The sequence below is a fragment of the Jiangella aurantiaca genome (assembly GCF_004349105.1).
GTDB classification, from domain to species: domain Bacteria; phylum Actinomycetota; class Actinomycetes; order Jiangellales; family Jiangellaceae; genus Jiangella; species Jiangella aurantiaca.
The window spans coordinates 64,259-80,754 of record NZ_SMLB01000022.1 but is presented as its reverse complement, the minus strand read 5'-3'; the positions used below and the strand labels follow the sequence as shown (position 1 = coordinate 80,754).

8 protein-coding genes are annotated in these 16,496 nt (G+C 71.1%); 3 read left to right on the top strand and 5 right to left on the bottom strand.

Translation table 11 applies throughout. The features are described from left to right. Positions 1-39: 39 nt before the first annotated feature. Positions 40-2,586: a M14 family zinc carboxypeptidase gene (locus tag E1262_RS16685; protein ID WP_132104277.1), complete on the bottom strand. Its 2,547-nt coding sequence runs from the start codon at positions 2,584-2,586 to the stop codon at positions 40-42. Positions 2,587-2,872: 286 nt separating this feature from the next. On the opposite strand from E1262_RS16685, the gene E1262_RS31725 reads away from it, so the two are divergent. Next, positions 2,873-5,602: a S8 family peptidase gene (locus tag E1262_RS31725; protein WP_132104276.1), complete on the top strand. Its 2,730-nt coding sequence runs from the start codon at positions 2,873-2,875 to the stop codon at positions 5,600-5,602. Positions 5,603-5,823: 221 nt separating this feature from the next. Here the strand turns inward: E1262_RS31725 and glgB are convergent, their stop codons facing one another. The 4 genes from glgB to E1262_RS16660 all read right to left on the bottom strand — a co-directional run bounded on the left by glgB (position 5,824) and on the right by E1262_RS16660 (position 11,976). Continuing rightward, complete coding sequence (gene glgB / locus E1262_RS16675) at positions 5,824-7,701, bottom strand: 1,4-alpha-glucan branching protein GlgB (RefSeq protein WP_132104275.1); 1,878 nt, start codon at positions 7,699-7,701, stop codon at positions 5,824-5,826. 23 nt (positions 7,702-7,724) lie between these two features. Continuing rightward, entirely contained in the window at positions 7,725-9,128 is a 1,404-nt protein-coding gene (locus E1262_RS16670; protein WP_203453943.1) for a maltokinase N-terminal cap-like domain-containing protein, read from the bottom strand. After that, the gene (gene treS, locus E1262_RS16665; protein ID WP_132104274.1) at positions 9,125-10,849 is read right to left on the bottom strand and encodes a maltose alpha-D-glucosyltransferase; all 1,725 of its coding nucleotides are present in this window, start codon (positions 10,847-10,849) and stop codon (positions 9,125-9,127) included. Before treS ends, E1262_RS16670 begins: the two co-directional genes overlap by 4 nt. 461 nt (positions 10,850-11,310) lie before the next feature. Next, positions 11,311-11,976, bottom strand: a complete 666-nt coding sequence (locus E1262_RS16660; RefSeq protein WP_132104273.1) for a DUF305 domain-containing protein — start codon at positions 11,974-11,976, stop codon at positions 11,311-11,313. A 193-nt stretch (positions 11,977-12,169) separates the two neighbouring features. Between E1262_RS16660 and E1262_RS16655 the strand changes: the two genes are divergently transcribed. Both E1262_RS16655 and glgP read left to right on the top strand, forming a co-directional pair. Then, a complete protein-coding gene (locus E1262_RS16655) occupies positions 12,170-13,690 on the top strand; it encodes an LVIVD repeat-containing protein (protein ID WP_132104272.1) in 1,521 nt (506 codons plus the stop codon). A gap of 223 nt (positions 13,691-13,913) precedes the next feature. Next, positions 13,914-16,463 carry an alpha-glucan family phosphorylase gene (glgP, locus tag E1262_RS16650; protein WP_132104271.1) on the top strand — a complete coding sequence of 850 codons (2,550 nt, stop codon included), beginning with the start codon at positions 13,914-13,916 and terminating at the stop codon, positions 16,461-16,463. Positions 16,464-16,496 lie beyond the last annotated feature (33 nt).

Sequence of the window (16,496 nt, the reverse complement as noted above, 5' to 3'; positions counted from 1 at the left end):
TTTCCCTTGTGGGACTCGCCGCCGCCCGCGACCTCGCGGTCAGCCGGCGGAGAGCCAGAGGGCGTTGGCGACCTGCGGGAACAGTCCTTCCGGATGCGAGCGGTACAGCGGCTCGGTGGCGAACAGCGTGACGTCGGCGCCGCCGGCCACCCCGCTGACGACGACCGGCTGACCGGCCGCGGCCTCGTGCCCGATCCAGTGGCCGGCCAGGAAGAACGCCTCGCCGCCGAGCCGCTGGTCGACCCGGACGCCCGGACCCGGCTCGCTGAAGTGCTGCGGGTTGCTGACGAACGACGACGGCGACGCGCCACCGGTGACCGGCGAGGACGGGTCGTTCTCGACCGCGACGATGCCGTTGGCCATGTTCCAGTCGGTCGGATTCACCAGCCCGACGTCCAGGAGGCCGGCCCGGTCGTTGAACGTGTGGCCGCCGGCGCCGCGCCCGACGATCGTCCCGCCGCCCGCCCGCCAGGCCGCGAACGCCGCCTGCTGGGTCGAATCCAGCTGCAACGGGTTGAACCCGGTGGTGGACACGTACAGCGCGTCGAAGTCGGCGAAGGCGTAGGTGCCGGCGTTGAACCCGGCCGCCGTCACGTTGGTCGTCGCGAAGCCCATGCGGGCCAGCGCGTGCAGCTCGTCGGCGGGGGCACTCGTCCCCACGCGCGTGACGTCCACCGCCACCGCCCCGCGGACCGCGGCCGCCGACAGCGCGGAGAACGCGATGCCGTACGTCGCGGCCGCCTCCTCGACCTGCGGACGCGCCGAGCCGGGCACCGTGAAGACGCCTGACGCCGTCCGCCGCACCACGACACCGTCGGCCAGCAGCGCGTTCACCGCCTGGATGCCGGCCAGCGTGTCCGCCTCGAACCCGAAGTGCGCGACCGGGTCCGGCGCGACCCAGCCGGTCGGCGCCACCGCGTCGAGCTCCGACAGCGCCCGCGTCTCCAGCGCCCCGCCCGTGGGCACCGTCGCGACCGACGCGCCCCACAGGTGTCCGTGGCTCCACGCCGAGATGTCGTACATCGTCGGGAAGTTCGTCGTGACGTCGCGGCCGACGTCGAGGATCGTGTTCGCCAGGCCGCGCTTGGCCTGGAGCATGTCGACGACGTACGAGCCGGCCGGGTACCGCTGCCCGCCGGCGGCGAACGGCCGCCGCGCCTGGTGCACCTCGACGTCGTTGTCGAGGAGGAACTGCGCCAGTCGCGCGGCGGCCGCGTCTCCGCGCCGCTCGGCCGGGATGACGTAGGCCCGCGGGTAGTCCTGCAGGAACGTCTTCCCGTTATCGCCAAGAGCGAGTGACAGGGCGAGCTCGTCGTCGATCGGCCGGGACGACTCGCCGGCCTCGCCGCGCCGGAAGAGTTCCAGCTGGTCGGCGAGCAGGCTCATCCGGTTCTCGCGCGCCCAGGCGAAGTTCGCCTCGATGGTGGCCCGGGCGACGGCGGTGTTGATGCGGGTGAATTCGTGCCGCTGCGCCGGGGTGAGGCGTGGGTCGCGCGGGTTGTGCGGGATCTCGACGGTGTGCCCGACGGCGCCGTGGTACATCGCGTACATCGGGGTGAAGATCGGCGGCCAGTCGTCCCAGCCGTCGGTCTGGTTGCGGAACGGGATGTTGACAGCGGTGACGCTGGGCTCGCCGAGCGCCAGCACGGCCTGCTCCATGGCCAGCCCGTTGCGGATCGCCTGCCGGATGTAGAGGTCGTACTCGTAGTTCTCGCCGTGCGGGCCGGTGGTCGGCTCGATCAGCGTGGTCCCGGTGTAGCCGTGCTCGTCGAGCATGGTCAGCGGCTCGTACCGGATGAGCTGGGCGCGGACGGCGCGCGACTCCGGCTGCGAGATGGTGATGTAGTCGCGGTTGAGGTCGAACCCGTTGCCGTTGGCGCGGGTGCCGGCGACGCGGCCGTCCGGATTGTTCGTCACGACCATCGCGATGACGTGCTGGTCCAGCAGCTCCACGACCTCTGGGTCGGACGAGAACGCCAGCTCGTCGAGCACCTGCAGCGTCGCGTCGGTGCCCTCCCACTCGTTGCCGTGGATGTTGCTGTTCACGAACAGCGGCGACTTCCAGTCGTCGTACTCGCCGGCCGTGAGCGCGGCGATCGCGGCCTCGGGATCCTCGGTGCGCAGGTCGGCCAGCCGCTGCCACTCGGCCCACTGCGCGTCGGACATCGGCGACGTGACGACGACGAGGTGCAGGTCGCGATCGAGCGCGGACTGGCCGATGATCTCCACGCTGACGCGGTCGCTCTCCTGCAGCGCCCGCAGCGCCGGCGGGATCGCGTGGTACGGCGTCAGGTTCATCGGGATCGACGCGTCGTTCGGGTTCACCGGCACGTCGGCGATGACATCGTTCCTCGGCTTGCCGGGGAGGTTCGCGGCCGTCGTGATGGAGAACGGCGTCCGCGCCGACGCGGCGGCTGGCGCATCGACCGACGGCGTCACCGACGACGGCTGCGTCCGGTCCTCGGGCTCACGCACCGCCGGCGCGACGCCGGGGCCGTCGTCGGGAGCGGCCGGCGCGGACAGCGCCGCGGACACCGTCAGTAGGACTCCGGCGAGGCCGGCGGCGGGCAGCGTGCGAGTCCACATACGGCGACCCCCGGGACTGGGCGGGCTGAGGTCTGGTCATCCTGTCGTCTCGGGACGGCGGTGACAAGGGGTTCGGCCGAGCAAGATCCGTCCGGTATGCGGCTTCGGTCGCGGTGTGATTTCGCCCGATTCATGGTGACTCGACCGCCAGACTTGCCGTCAAGTCTTCCAATCGAGGCGAACTCGGCCATAGGTTACGGGTCAACCCCGTCCGACCGGCGGGGTCTTGTCTTGCCGTACGACTGAACGAGGAGCGCCGATGACACGACCATCGAGAGCGCCGAGGATGCGAGCCGCTACCCGGCGCGCCGGCCTCGCCGCCACCGCTGCGGTGGCCCTGGCGGCCGGGACGCTCGGCACCGTCGCCGCCGGCTCCGCTGCGCCTGCGACGACTGAGGACGGCTATCTAGGCACGCTCGCGGAGCTGGCCGGGCTGCCGGAGCCGGCCGACGAGCTGGTCCACGAGCCCACCGGCGCGTGGTTCGTCGAGCTCACCGCGAAGCCGGTCGCCGACGGCGGCACCCGCGCGGCGGCGCAGCGCCAGCACGACCGCTTCCTCGCCGAGGCGGACGCGCTGGGCGCCGACCTGGACATCCGCTACACCTACGACCGGCTGTGGAACGGCCTGTCGGTGACGGCGTCCGAGACCGACATCAGCCGCCTGGCCGGCTCGGCCGAGGTCGCCGCGGTCTACCCCGTCGTCGCGGTCGACGCGCCCGACCCGGCCACGACGGAGCCGGCGATGGACTCCGCGCTCGGCATGACCGGCGCCGACATCGCGCAGAGCGAGCTCGGCTTCACCGGCGACGGCCTCAAGGTCGGCATCATCGACACCGGCATCGACCTCGACCACCCCGACCTCGGTGGCGACGGCACGCCCGGCGGGACCGCACTCCCGACCGAGCGCGTCGTGGCCGGCTACGACTTCGTCGGCGACGACTACAACGCCGACGACACCTCGGCCGCCTACCAGCCGGTCGCGCACCCCGACGACAACCCGGACGACTGCAATGGACACGGCAGTCACGTCGCCGGCATCGTGGGCGCCGACGGCGACAGCGCGGCCGACGGCGTGCTCGGCGTGGCGCCGGACGTCGAGTTCGGCGCGTACCGCGTGTTCGGCTGCGGCGGCTCGACGACGTCGGACATCATCCTCGCCGCGCTCGAGCGTGCGCACGCCGACGGCATGGACGTCGTCAACATGAGCCTCGGCGCCGGCTTCATCACCTGGCCGGAGTACCCGACGGCGACGGCGAGCGACGCGCTCGTCGACGAGGGTGTGGTCGTGGTCGCGTCGATCGGCAACAACGGAACGGCCGGCACCTGGTCCGCGGGCGCTCCCGGCGTCGGTGAGAAGGTCATCGGCGTGGCGTCGTTCGACAACACCGAGTACGACGCGCGGATGTTCACCGTCACCCCCGACGGCCGGGAGTTCGGCTACGGCGAGGCGGCCGGCGCGCCTAGCGCACCCACCTCGGGCGACGTGCCGATGTCGCGCACCGGCACCCCAAACGCGACCCAGGACGCCTGCACCGCGGCCGGGCCGCTGCCTGACCTCACCGGCACGGTCGCACTGGTCAAGCGCGGCTTCTGCCCGTTCTACGAGAAGGCCCGCAACGCACAGAACGCCGGCGCCGCCGCCGTCGTCCTCTACAACAACGTGCCCGGCGCGTTCTCGCCGACGGTGGCCCCGCCGTCGCCGGCCGACCCGCCGGTCACCATCCCCGTCGTCGCGGTCCCGCAGGCCGACGGCGTCGAGCTGAACAACCGCATCGCGGCCGGCCCGACGACGCTGACCTGGACCGATGAGACCACCACCATCGAGAACACGACGGCCGGGCTGATCTCGTCGTTCAGCTCCTACGGCATGGCCGCGGACCTGACGCTGAAGCCGGACCTCGGCGCGCCGGGCGGGCTCATTCGCTCGACGTACCCGCTGGAGGAGGACGGGTACGCCGTCGTCTCCGGCACGTCGATGTCCTCGCCGCACGTGGCCGGCGCGGTCGCGCTGCTGCTGCAGGCGCACCCGTCGCTCAGTCCGGGCGAGGTCCGCGACGCGCTGCAGAACAGCGCCGACCCGGCCGACTGGTCGCTCCTCCCGGACGCCGGGTACGTCGAGCCGGCGCACCGGCAGGGCGCGGGCATGCTCGACATCGACGACGCGATCCTCGCGACGACGACGGTCGCGCCGGGCAAGCTGTCGCTCGGTGAGAGCGAGGCCGGGCCGTCGACGCAGACGCTGACGCTGACCAACGAGGGCGATGCGCCGGTGACGTACGAGCTGTCGCACATCGACGGCATCACCACAGCGGGCGCGCCGAACAACCCGTCGTTCTTCGAGGGCGGTGCGACGGTGGCGTTCTCCGCGCCGTCGGTCACGGTGCCCGCGGGCGGCTCGGCGACCGTCGACGTGACGGTGACCGCACCGGCCGAGCCGGCACTCGGCCAGTACGGCGGCTGGGTCGTCCTGACGCCGGCCGAGGGCCAGCCGCTGCGGGTGCCGTTCGCCGGGTTCGTCGGCGACTACCAGCAGCTGCCGATCCTGACGCCCGCGGGCGCCGGGCTGCCGGAGCTGGGCGACGTCACGGCGTGCCAGCGCTACATCGGCGTCAACTGCACCATGGGCGGCCAGTTCCGGCTGCTGCCCGACGGCGCCACGTTCACCATGACCGAGGGCGACTACCCGGTCGTCATCGCGCACCTGGAGCACGCGGCGCAGAACGTGTCGCTGCAGCTGTTCCACGCCAAGGCCGACGGCACGGCCGGCCGCCCGTACGGCCGGCTGAACACCGTCCTCTCCGAGGACTTCGTCGGCCGGAGCAGCGCGGCGACCGCGTTCAACGCCTACACCTGGGACGGCACCCGGCCGCGCGGGAGCGGCGCCGACCGGCGGGTCCCGGTGCCCGACGGCCGCTACGTCCTGCGGCTGACGGCCACCAAGCCGCTGGGCGACCCGGCCGATCCGGCGCACGTCGAGACCTGGGACTCCCCGGTCATCGTGGTCGACCGGAACTGACGCACGACCCGAAGTGCGCCGTCACCCCACGCCGGGGTGGCGGCGCCCTCCGCCGTCCCGCCCGCCCCATTGAAGTTGATCTTGGAGAAACTGGGGTATTCATCGGACATTTCACCCAGGAACTACCCGGTTGCTCCAAGATCAACGCGACGCCGACCGCAGCCGTCGGCGACGCCGACCGCAGCCGTCGGGGACGGCGCCGACGCCGTCCCCGAGTGCGATCAGCGGGTGGTGGCGGGGCGGAGCCAGATGGTGCCGAGGGGAGGGACCCGCAGCCGGACGGACGCGGGCCGGCCGTGCCAGGGCTCGTCGGCCGCGACGACCTGGCCGAGGTTGCCGACTCCGGAGCCGCCGTACAGCTCGGCGTCGGTGTTGAGGACCTCCTGCCACGGGCCGGCGTGCGGCAGGCCCAGCCGGTAGCCCTCGTGCGGCATCGCGTTGAAGTTCGCGACGCAGACCAGCAGCTCGCCGTCCGGGCCGTGGCGCAGGAACGAGAACACGTTGCCGGTGGCGTCGTTGGCGTCGATCCACTCGAAGCCGGCCGGGTCGGAGTCGAGCGCCCACAGCTCCGGCGCCGCTCGGTAGGCCCGGTTGAGGTCGGTGACCAGCCGCCGCACGCCCGCGTGATCCGGCCGGTCCAGCAGCCACCACTCGATCTCCCGCGACTCGGCCCACTCCGACTCCTGGCCGAACTCGCCGCCCATGAACAGCAGCTGCTTGCCGGGATGCGCCCACATGAAGGCGTAGAACGCGCGCAGTGTGGCCAGCTGCTGCCACCGGTCGCCGGGCAGCTTGCCCAGCAGCGAGCCCTTCCCGTGCACGACCTCGTCATGGGAGAGCGGGAGGACGAAGTTCTCGCTGAACGCGTACATCATCGAGAACGTCATCTGATGGTGGTGGTACTGCCGGTGGATCGGATCGCGGGACAGGTAGGCCAGCGAGTCGTGCATCCAGCCCATGTTCCACTTCAGCCCGAACCCGAGGCCACCGAGGTGGGTGGGACGGGTGACGCCGGGCCAGGCGGTCGACTCCTCGGCGACGCTGACGATGCCCGGCACCGACCGGTACGCCGTGGCGTTGGTCTCCTGTAGGAACGCGATCGCGTCGAGGTTCTCGCGGCCGCCGTGCACATTGGGCAGCCAGGCACCCTCCGGCCGGGAGTAGTCGAGGTAGAGCATCGACGCGACGGCGTCGACCCGCAGGCCGTCGACGTGGTACTCCGTGAGCCAGTACAGCGCGTTGGCCACCAGGAAGTTGCGCACCTCGGGCCGGCCGAAGTCGAAGACGTACGTGCCCCAGTCGGGATGCTCGCCGCGGCGCGGGTCGGCGTGCTCGTAGAGCGGCGTGCCGTCGAAGCGGGCCAGCGCCCAGTCGTCGCGGGGGAAGTGCGCCGGCACCCAGTCGAGCAGCACCCCGATGCCGGCCTGGTGCAGGGTGTCGACCAGGAACTTGAAGTCGTCGGGGTGGCCGAACCGCGCCGTCGGGGCGTAGTACGACGTGACCTGGTAGCCCCACGACCCGCCGAACGGGTGCTCCGCGACCGGCAGGAACTCGACGTGCGTGAACCCCATCTCCGTGACGTACTCCGCCAGCTCGACGGCCAGCTCACGGTAGCATTTCCCGCGCCGCCACGACCCCAGGTGCACCTCGTACACCGACATCGGGTGCGCGTGCGCCGACGCCGGCCGGCGGGCCAGCCACACCTCGTCGTTCCACTCGTAGCGCGACCGATGGACGATGGACGCCTGCGCGGGCGGCACCTCGGTGCGGAACGCCATCGGGTCGGCCTTGTCGCGCCAGTGGCCGTCGGCGCCGTGCACCTTGAACTTGTACAGCGCGCCGTCGCCGACACCCGGCGCGAACACGCCCCACACGCCGCCGCCGATGCGCGTCATCGGGAGCCAGCCACCGTCCCAGCCGTTGAAGTCGCCGGCCACCTGGACCTGCCGGGCATTCGGCGCCCAGACGGTGAAGGCCGTCCCCTCGACGCCGTCGATGGTCATGATCCGGGCGCCGAGGACGTCCCAGAGACGCTCGTGCCGGCCCTCACCGATGAGATGCAGGTCGACCTCGCCCAGGAGTCGCTGTGCGTCGATCATCCATCGAGCCTATCGGCCCGGGATCAGCGCGGCTGCGCCAGCCGCTCGACCGCCGCCAGAGGAATCGGCAGCCAGCTGGGCCGACGGCGCGCCTCGAAGACCACCTCGTACACCGCGGTGTCGGTCTCGTACGCCGCCAGCAGGTCAGGCTCGTCGCGCGGGTCCAGCTGCGAGGCCGACGCGTAGCCGTTGCAGAACGCCTCACCGTTGCGCTGCGACCACTCCTGCGCGCGGTAGGCCAGTTGGTCGTGCGCGGGATCCTCCGGCGGGTGGTCGGCGACCAGCAGGTGCCGGGCGGCGTAGTCGAACGAGCGGAGCATCTGCGCGACGTCGCGGACGGGGGAGTGCATGGCCCGCCGCTCGGCGACCGGCGCCATCAGCTCGCCCTCGAAGTCGATCAGCTTCCAGCCCAGGACGGTGCGCAGCACCTGCCCCAGGTGGTAGCTGCCGTGGATGCGCTGGACGGTGACGGGGTCATGGCGCTCGCGAAGGACGTCGTAGTGCGCCCGCAGCCCGGCCGCGAACGGCTCCAGCTCGGGCACGGCCGCGACGGCGTTCTCGAGCCGGCCGGTCATCGCGTCGGCGAGGGTGTGCAGGTCGGACGTGGCCATGGTGCCGGTGGGGAGCACCTCGGCCAGCGTCTCGTGCACCCGCGCCGTGGCCATGCCCAGGCGGTACGACTCGGCCGCGAAGTCGCCGCCGACCTCGTCGGCGTGCAGGTCGCCCTCGGCGTACAGGTCGCGGACGCTCGCCGTCGCCAGCGCCCAGCCGTCGGACGCCGTCGTCAGGAAGCCGCGCAGCATCGCCAGGCTGCCCGACACCGTGCCGTCGTCGTCGCCGTCCGACCAGTCGCCGTCGATCCAGCCCAGCAGCGGCGCGACCAGCGTGCAGCCGGCCTCGCTGAGCGCCTCGTGCAGCTCGACGTCGGGGTTCAGGCCCGGGTGGACGCGGCGGAACACCTTGAGCAGCGCGGCGTCGCCGTAGGCCAGGCTGGTGTTGTGGTGCTCGCCGGGCAGCACCAGCGACGGCTCGCCGTACGGCACCTTGACGTCGGCCTTCACGTGGAAGCGCAGGCCGTCGACGCGCGGCGCGTCGTCGGCGAAGTGGTCCAGCAGGATCGCCGTCGCCTCCTTGTCGTGCAGGGCGTCGTAGACGTGGCCGTCGTGGGTGTGGCCGAGGTGCACGTGGTCGAGGCGGTCCGAACGCTGGCTGTGCACCGACAGCGGCATCTGGTAGACGTCGACGCCGTCGTCGTGCGTGACCTCGGCCAGCAGGTGCCACACCCGCGGCTCGCCGTCGTGCAGCAGCGTGGCCGCCACCGGGCGCACGCCCAGCGACCCGGTGCGCCCGCCGGTGAACCAGTGCTGATGGCGCAGCCACTCGGGCAGCAGCGCCACCGCCTCGGACAACCGCTGGTCGACGGTCACGGCATCGACTCCTCCGGCAGCCTGGCGAGCCGGAACCAGTAGAAACCGTGCGAGCCGAGCGTCAGCAGGTACGGGAGCTCGCCGATGGCGGGGAACCGCACGCTGCCGAGCAGCTCGACCGGCTGCATGCCCTCGTACCGCCGCAGGTCGAGCTCGACCGGCTGCGGGAACCGGGACAGGTTGTTGACGCACAGCACGATGTCGTCGCCGAACGTGCGCACGTAGGTGAGCACCGTCGGGTTGGACCCGCCGAGGTCGACGAAGTCGCCCAGCCCGAACGCCGGGTTCTGCTTGCGCACCTCGATCATCCGCTGGGTCCAGTGCAGCAGCGACGACTTGTTCGCCAGTTGCGCCTCGACGTTGGTGACCTGGTAGCCGTAGACGGCGTCCATGACGACCGGGAGGTCGAGCCGGCCGGGGTCGGCGGTGGAGAAGCCGGCGTTGCGGTCGGGCGTCCACTGCATCGGGGTGCGGACGGCGTCGCGGTCGCCCAGCCAGATGTTGTCGCCCATGCCGATCTCGTCGCCGTAGTACAGGACCGGCGATCCTGGCAGCGACAGCAGCAGCGCGTTGAACAGCTTCATCTGGTTCATGTCGTTCTCGAGCAGCGGCGCCAGACGCCGGCGGATGCCCAGGTTGGCCTTCATCCGCGGGTCTTTGGCGTACTCGGTCCACATGTAGTCGCGCTCTTCGTCGGTGACCATCTCGAGCGTCAGCTCGTCGTGGTTGCGCAGGAACACGCCCCACTGGCAGCCCGACGGGATCTCGGGTGTCTGAGCCATGATCTCGCTGATCGGGTAGCGCGACTCGCGCCGCACCGCCATGAAGATGCGTGGCATGACGGGGAAGTTGAACGCCATGTGGCACTCGTCGCCGCCGACGTCGGGATCGCCGAAGTACTCGACCATCTCGCTGGGCCACTGGTTGGCCTCGCACAGCAGCACGGTGTCGGGGAACTCGTCGTCCATCACCTTGCGCACCTTCTTCAGGAAGGCGTGCGTCTCGGGCAGGCTCTCGCCGTTGGTGCCCTCTTTCTCGTAGAGGTACGTGACGGCGTCGAGCCGGAAGCCGTCGACCCCGAGCCGCAGCCAGAACCGGACGACGTCGAGCATCGCCTCGTGAACGGCCGGGTTGTCGAAGTTGAGGTCGGGCTGGTGGCTGAAGAACCGGTGCCAGAAGTACTGCTTGCGCACCGGGTCGTACGTCCAGTTGGACGTCTCGGTGTCGCTGAAGATGATGCGGACGTCGGGGTAGCCGGTGTCGTCGTCGGCCCAGACGTAGAAGTCGCCGTACGGGCCGTCGGGATCCTCGCGGGAGGCCTGGAACCACGGGTGCTGGTCGCTGGTGTGGTTCATGACGAGGTCGGTCATGACCCGCATGCCGCGGGTGTGCGCGGCGGCGACGAAGTGCGAGAAGTCCTCGAGCGTGCCGAACTCGGGCGCGACGTCCATGTACGCGGCGACGTCGTAGCCGCCGTCGCGCAGTGGCGACGGGAAGAACGGCGGCAGCCAGACGCAGTCGACGCCCAGCCACTGCAGGTAGTCGAGCTTCTGCGTGAGGCCCTTGAGATCGCCGATGCCGTCGCCCTGGGAGTCGTAGAACGACCGCACCAGGACCTCGTAGAAGACGGCGCGCTTGAACCACTCGGGATCGGTGCCCCGAGCGGGCAGCACGAAGCCCTGCCGCTCGGCCTGGCGGACCGGCGGCCGGGTCTCGCTCATGGCCGGCACCATTCGATGGTAAGGGCGGCGGGGGCGGCGGCCCCAGTGCCCGCTTGCGCCAGACGGCGACCCGGCGCGGTCGGTTCGGTGCGCACGATGACCTCTCGTGACGTCGTGTTCGGGATGTCGTGGAATGGTGCGGAATGATCAGCCGCGTGAGCCGATTGGTGTGACGCGAAGGTGACGCGAACGTTTCGTTGCGGGGTGTGCTCGGCGAATGTTATTCGGCCGCCCGCGGTGTGGTCCAACCACTGCGCCCGGCGCGTCGGACGGGCTCTCCCGGCGTCGGCGACGGTGCCGGATCGCGCCCTTCTGACCTGCGAAGATGGTGTTCATGGGCTCGTGGTGGTTCGCTCTCGGCGAAGGCGCCCGGCGGACGCCCGTTGGCTGATTTCGTCCCATTGTTCATAGCCGCCGGGCCGTGGTGCAAACCGCCTCGTCCCGGGCTTTTGCGCGGCCGGTCAGAGGCTGTCGAGAATCTCCCGCATCCGGTCGATCTCGACACCCTGAGTGACGCTCACGTCGGTCGCCAGTTCGAGCGCCAGTTGGTCCGTACCGCTCAGCGCGGCGGCCGCCATCTCGATCGCGCCGGCGTGGTGCTGGCTCATGTAGGTGAGGAACAGCTCGTCGAACTCCGCGCCGCTGGCGTTGGTGAGCTGCTCCAGCTGCAGGGGCGTGATCATGCCGGGCAGCCCGTGGTCGTGTGTGGCGTCGGCCGGCGGGACGGGCAGCCCGCGCTGCTCCAGCCAGTTCTCCAGGACCGTGATCTCCGGACCCTGCGCGGCGGTGATCCGGTCGGCGACCAACAGGACCCGCTCGTCCTGGGCGCGGTCGGCCGCCAGTTCGGCCATCTCCAGCGCCTGCCGGTGGTGCGGGATCATCTGCTCGACGAACCGGATGTCGACCTCGCTGTAGCCGCCCTCGACGATCTCGATCTCCTCGCCGGGCTCGATCACATCGGCGGTCTCACCCGGCCGGCCCGGCGCGATGACGCGCGTGTCCGAGGTCGCCGTCGTCGTGCTGGCCGCGATGCCGCGGTCGGTGCCGCCGCCGCTGCAGCCGGCGAGCGTGAGCAGGGCCAGCGCGGCGGCGGCCGCCGCCGTCGTGCCGGGGGTCGCGCGCGGCATCGTTCCTCCTGGTGGCCGGGGGCGGATCGGGCCAGCGTACGGCCGAATCCGCCGAAGTCGAACGTATGTCATCAGCCGGACACGCCGATGTTTCGCGGGAATGTGACAGAAGTATGGCCAACCTGGTCGATTGTCGTTATTGTGCGCCTTGACCTTGATCGGCTCGTCCTTCTTTACCCCCGGTGAGGTGCGCATGATCAGACAGCGTTGGAGAAGGAGGGCGGCCGGCCTGGCTGTTGTCGCCCTGGTGAGCGGTGGCTTGGCCGTCGGGTCCGCCGGGCTCTCGGCCGCCGACGACGGCGAGCTGCTGCGGGAGTCGACGGCGAGCGAGGAGTGCGCCAACGCCGACGCCATCGCGGGCACGGGCGACAACTTCGAGGCCAACTGCCTCACGGAGTCCGAGGTCGCCGAGATCGAGGAGTCCGTCGGCGCGGCGGGCATCCTCCCTGCGGGCGAGACGGCGAGCAGCCCGAACATCAGCCTGGTGACGAACCTGCCGAAGGAGGGCCCGTTCGCGCCGACGAACGCGTTGAACTCCGACCTGGCGTTCCAGGGAAAGTACGTCTTCGCCGGCAACTACAACGGGTTCACGGTCTACAACATCGAGAACCCGCGTAAGCCCGTGCAGGTGGCCCAGGTGCTCTGCCCCGGCTCCCAGAACGACATCTCGGTCTACGGCGATCTGCTCTTCCTGTCCACCGACTCGCGCTGGAGCGACGACTCGTGCAGCGCGCAGGGTCCGTACAACGTCCCGGACACGGCGGCGCTGCCGGACTACTGGGAGGGCATGAAGATCTTCGACATCAGCGACGTGCGCAACCCGCAGTACGTCTCGGCCGTCGAGACCAAGTGCGGTTCGCACACGCACACGCTGGTGCCGGGCGAAGAGAGCGTCTACATCTACGTCTCGTCCTACGGGCCGGACAGCCGGCTGACCGACTGCCAGCCGCCGCACGACAAGATCTCGATCATCGACGTGCCGCTGGACGACCCGGAGGCCGCGCACGTCGCGGCCGAGCCGGTGTTGTTCCCCGACGCCGCCAACCAGGGCCGCAACACCGCCGGCTGCCACGACATCACCGCGTACCCGCACCTCGGCCTGGCCGCCGGCGCGTGCATGGGTGACGGCATCGTCATGGACATCACCGACCCGCTGAACCCGGTGATCCTCGACCAGGTGCGCGACGCGAACTTCGCGTTCTGGCACTCGGCGACGTTCAACAACGACGGCACGTCGATCATCTTCACCGACGAGCTGGGCGGCGGCAGCGGGCCGACCTGCAACCCGACGATCGGGCCGAACCGCGGGGCCAACGCCATCTACACGTGGGACGGCGCGTCGCTGGAGTTCGCGTCGTATTACAAGATCCCGCGCGAGCAGGCGAACACGGAGAACTGCGTGGCGCACAACGGCTCGCTGATCCCGGTGCCGGGCAAGGACATCTTCGTCCAGGCGTGGTACCAGGGCGGCATCTCGGTGTTCGACTTCACCGACCCGTACAACCCGACCGAGATCGCCTGGTTCGACCGCGGCACGTGGGACGACGCCGGCACCATCGCCGGCGCGTGGTCGACGTACTACTACAACGGCTACATCTACTCCAACGAGATCCAGCGCGGCTTCGACGTGTTCGATCTGCGCGACAAGCGGGTGGCACCCGCCAAGGGCGTCCGGTACGACGAGTTCAACGTCCAGACGCAGCCCGTGTACTAGCGCATCACGCACCGGACGAGACGAGCGGACGGCGACTGGTCGCCGTCCGCTCGTCGGGTCGGGCGAGCCCCAGGCACGGGCACTCTTGGCCTGCGTTTCGCGCCGACGACTCGATGGGACCTCCGGCCCCGTCTCGCCGCCGGCCTCGCCCGACCCTCCTGGGTCGCCGTCCGCTCGTCCGCCGGTAAGGCTCGCGTAACAGTCACCGACTACCGTTGGCCGCGTGCGCGCGATCCGACGACTCATGGTCCGTACCGTCCTCCCCGAGCCGCTGGCCGCGCTCGGCGATCTCGTCACGAACCTGAGGTGGTCGTGGCATCAGCCGACTCAGGAACTGTTCTCCGCCGTCGACCCGCAGCTGTGGTCGGAGGTCGGCCACGACCCCGTCCGGCTGCTCGGCGAGGTCCGGCCGGAGCGACTGGCCGAGCTGGCCGCCGATCCCGCGTTCCTCGGCCTTGTCCACGCGGCCCACGACGACCTGCGGCAGTACCTGACCGAGGCCCGCTGGTACCAGGACCACGACGGCCGGGCGCCGCGGGGCGTCGCGTACTTCTCGCCGGAGTTCGGCATCACGCACGTGCTGCCGCAGTACTCCGGCGGCCTCGGCATCCTGGCCGGCGACCACCTCAAGGCGGCCAGCGACCTCGGCGTGCCGATCATCGGCGTCGGGCTGCTCTACCGGCACGGGTACTTCGTGCAGTCGCTGTCGCGCGAGGGCTGGCAGCAGGAGCGCTACCCCGTCGTCGACCCCGACAACATGCCGCTGGTGCGGCTGCGCGAGCCCGACGGCACGCCGGCGCGGATCACCATCGGCATGCCGGGCGGGCGGGTCCTGACCGCGGCCGTCTGGGTGGCGCAGGTCGGCCGGGTGCCGCTGCTGCTGCTCGACTCCTACATCGACGACAACGGCCCGGCCGAGCGCGAGGTCACCGACCGGCTCTACGGCGGCAGCCGCGAGCACCGGCTGCTGCAGGAGATGCTGCTCGGCATCGGCGGTGTGCGGGCGGTGCGGGCGTACTGCCGGATCACCGGTACCGCCGCGCCGGAGGTGTTCCACACCAACGAGGGGCACGCCGGCTTCCTCGGCCTGGAGCGCATCCGCGAGCTCGTCGAGGAGCGCGGGCTGACGTACGAGGCGGCGCTGGAGTTCACCCGCGCCGGCACCGTCTTCACCACGCACACGCCGGTGCCCGCGGGCATCGACCGGTTCCCGATGGACCTCGTGAAGCAGCACTTCGGCGGCGACAACGCCAGCCCGGGCCTGGGCGTCGAGCAGATCCTCGCGCTGGGCGCCGAGGACTACGAGGGCGGCGACCCGTCCGTGTTCAACATGGCCGTCATGGGGTTGCGGCTCGCGGCCCGGGCCAACGGCGTCAGCACCCTGCACGGCGAGGTCAGCCGGGGCATGTTCACCGGGCTGTGGCCGTCGTTCGACGAGCGCGAGGTGCCGATCGGCTCGATCACCAACGGAGTGCACGCGCCCACGTGGGTGGCGCCGGAGATCCTGCGGCTGGAGGAGAAGGCCATCGCCGGCGGCGGCTGGAAGGACGCCACGGCCGCCGTCTCCGACGCCGACCTGTGGTCGACGAAGCGCGCGCTACGGGCCCGGCTGGTCGAGTCGGCCCGGCGGCGGCTGCGCGACTCGTGGCGCGGCCGCGGCGCGAGCGAGGCCGAGCTGGGCTGGATCGACGACGTCCTCGACCCGGGGGTCCTCACCATCGGGTTCGCCCGCCGGGTGCCGTCGTACAAGCGGCTCACGCTGATGCTGCGCGACCCCGCCCGGCTCAAGGCGCTGCTGCTGCACCCGGATCGGCCGGTCCAGTTCGTCATCGCCGGCAAGGCGCACCCGGCCGACGACGGCGGCAAGCGGATGATCCAGGAGATGGTGCGCTTCGCCGACGACCCGGAGATCCGGCACCGCATCGTGTTCCTGCCCGACTACGGCATCGGCATGGCGCAGGCGCTGTACCCCGGCTGCGACGTGTGGCTGAACAACCCGCTGCGCCCGTACGAGGCGTGCGGCACGTCCGGCATGAAGGCGGCGCTCAACGCCGGGCTGAATCTCTCGATCCGCGACGGCTGGTGGGACGAGTGGTCCGACGGCGTCAACGGCTGGGACATCCCGTCCGCCGAGGGCGTCGGGGACCCCGAGTACCGCGACTCGCTGGAGGCGACCGCGCTGTACGAGCTGCTGGAGAACGAGATCGCGCCCCGCTTCTACGACGTCGACGGCGAGGACGTCCCACGCCGCTGGCTCGAGCAGCTGCGCCACACGCTCACCACGCTCGGCCCGAAGGTGCAGGCCACCCGCATGGTCCGCGACTACGTCGAGACCCTCTACACGCCGGCCGCGGAGTCCAGCCGCTCGCTGAACTCCGACTTCGACGGCGCGGTGTCGCTGGCGGACTGGAAGGAGCACGTCCGTGCCGCCTGGCCGCGCGTCCGCGTCGACCACGTCGAGACCACCACCGTCGACGCGTTCGAGCGCGGCCAGACGCTGCGGCTGCACGCGTTCGTCACGCTCGGCTCCCTGACCCCCGACGACGTCGACGTCCAGGTCGTCCACGGCCCGGTCGACGACGCCGACAACCTGCGCGACCCCGTGGTCACCCCGATGACGATGAGCGAGCGGCTGGAGAACGGCTCCTTCCGCTTCGACGGCGAGGTCCAGCTCGACCGCACCGGCGCGTTCGGCTACACCGTCCGCATCGTCCCCCGCCACCCGCTGCTCTCCGATGGCAGCGAGTTGGGTTTGGCCGCCCTCCCGGAGTGATGGGTGAGCGTCTGCTGTCGCTATGGCAACACC